This window comes from Kribbella sp. (genome assembly GCF_035655035.1).
Classification (GTDB): domain Bacteria; phylum Actinomycetota; class Actinomycetes; order Propionibacteriales; family Kribbellaceae; genus Kribbella.
This window is the reverse complement of record NZ_DASRVN010000541.1, coordinates 1-1,879: the sequence shown is the minus strand read 5'-3', so window position 1 is coordinate 1,879 and position 1,879 is coordinate 1. Positions and strand designations below refer to the sequence as shown.

The 1,879-nt window shown below is 70.6% G+C and carries 3 protein-coding genes; all 3 read left to right on the top strand.

Going from position 1 to position 1,879, the window contains the following annotated elements; genetic code table 11:
* Positions 1–94 precede the first annotated feature (94 nt).
* Positions 95–256 (top strand): hypothetical protein, encoded by a 162-nt coding sequence (locus tag VFF46_RS29345; RefSeq protein ID WP_325040465.1) that lies wholly within the window; start codon positions 95–97, stop codon positions 254–256.
* 91 nt (positions 257–347) lie between these two features.
* Positions 348–1,220: an IS982 family transposase gene (locus VFF46_RS29340; RefSeq protein WP_325040466.1), complete on the top strand. Its 873-nt coding sequence runs from the start codon at positions 348–350 to the stop codon at positions 1,218–1,220.
* A gap of 142 nt (positions 1,221–1,362) precedes the next feature.
* Complete coding sequence (locus tag VFF46_RS29335; protein WP_325040464.1) at positions 1,363–1,764, top strand: hypothetical protein; 402 nt, start codon at positions 1,363–1,365, stop codon at positions 1,762–1,764.
* Positions 1,765–1,879 lie beyond the last annotated feature (115 nt).

Below are 1,879 nucleotides of genomic sequence, written 5' to 3'. Positions count from 1 at the left end.
CACGACGACCGCCCGGCAGGATCCAGCGCCTATGGAGCCTAGGCAGCCCGCGGTCACGTGCAAGAGCTGTTCCCGCGCGTGGAACAGCGCATCGATGGCGGAAGGTCTGCGGCTCCTCGGTGCGTGCCCCCGCTGCGGCGGCGAGCTCGAGTTCCACGACGTGCCCGAGCGCGAGGGCCGGACGACGCGCGAGGCCCAGGGCGGCGGCGCGGACTCGCTGGCGCCGCATCTCGTGCTCGGCATCCCGCGCCGCTAGATGGTTGATGCGAAATAGCTGACAGGGCGGTGGTTGAGGGCGCCGAAGGTTGGCGGTGTTCAAACGCACCGTCGACCTCGGGAGGTCTCCGTTGCCCGCCGCTCTCGACGCCCTCGTCATCGGACTGTACGTCCAGATCGATGATTTCCTCGGTCCGCGCCATCGCGGGGTGGGGCGCCCGCCGAAGCTCACCGACGCGGAGCTGATCACGCTGGCCGTCGCGCAGGTGCTGCTCGGGATGCCCAACGACCGCCAGTTTTTGGCGCTCGCGCGCTGGCGGCTGGGGCACCTATTCCCGCGGCTGATCGATCAGTCGGGCTATAACCGGCGGCTGCGAGCGCTGGCGCCGGAGATCGGCCGCGCGATCACCTACCTGGCGTTCATCTCGCCGTCGTTTTGTGACCGGCTGCGGTTGCTGGACTCCACGCCGGTGCCCTGCGGCCAGTCGCGCGAGACGACCCGCCGCTCGGAGTTCGCCGGCTATGCCGGCTACGGCTATTGCCGCAGCCATTCGCGCTGGTTTTGGGGGTTTCGGCTCTATCTGATCTGCTCGGCCGACGGGATGCCGATCGGCTGGGAGCTGGCCGCCGCCAACATCGGCGAGCGCGTCGTCGCCGCCGAGATGCTCGACCGCGTCTCTGTCGCCGGCCACACCGTGATCGCCGACAAGAACTTCTCCGGCGCCGAGTTCGAGCAACTGATGGCCGACCACGGCGCGACGTTCCTGCGGCCCGATCGCAAAAACGAACCGCGCCGCCACGGCAGCCTCGGCGCCGTCCGCCAATGGATCGAGTCGACGTTTTGGACCTGCAAAGGCCAACTCGGCCTCGAACGCCACGGCGCCCGCACCCTCACCGGCCTCGGCGCCCGAATCGGCCTGCGACTCCTCGCCCTCGCCGCCGCCATCTGGCACAACCACCTCACCGGCCAACCACCACGAAACCTCGCCGCCTACGGCCGCTAATTACGCATCAACCATCTAGTTGCCGCGACCGCCGGCCGTTGTGACGCCCCGCCACTCGACGAGGCTGCGGTTGGACCCCCTTTTGCGTCGCCGCCGGCAGGTTCGGCGCCGAGCGCCGCTGCGCCCGGTAGCGTCCGCCGCGATGGTGCGCTTCGCTCTCGCCGCCGCCACCGCGCTGCTCGCCGTGAACCTGTGGACCGGGGCGCCGCTGCTGGCGATCTGGTGCGGGTCGCGCGTGCAGAACAGCACCGGGCTGACGATGACGACCGTCGGCGTGGTGCTCGGAGTGCTCTCGGTGACCGTCGCGCTGCTGGTGTTCCTCCTCACGCGCGTCGAGGCGGCCTACCGGGTCGCCACCGGCCAGGAGACGCGGCGCCGCCGGGCGACCTGGCTGCGCAGCATGCGCGACGAGCGGGCGGACTACGCCGAGCGGCGGCCGATGTCCGGCTACGAGAAGGTCCTCGTGGGCGCTGTCGTCGCCGCCGTGCTCGCCTTCGAGGCGTGGTTCTTCTTGTTCGCCGGGTCGTCGATCGGGTCCGGCTGAGCTCGCGCCGGAGCGAGCTACCAGGCCTGCGGCATCCCGCAGTGCGGGCACGACACCGACGTCGAGACGTCCGCCTCGAAGACGTAGCCGCACGAGCAGGCGTACTGCGCGCGGT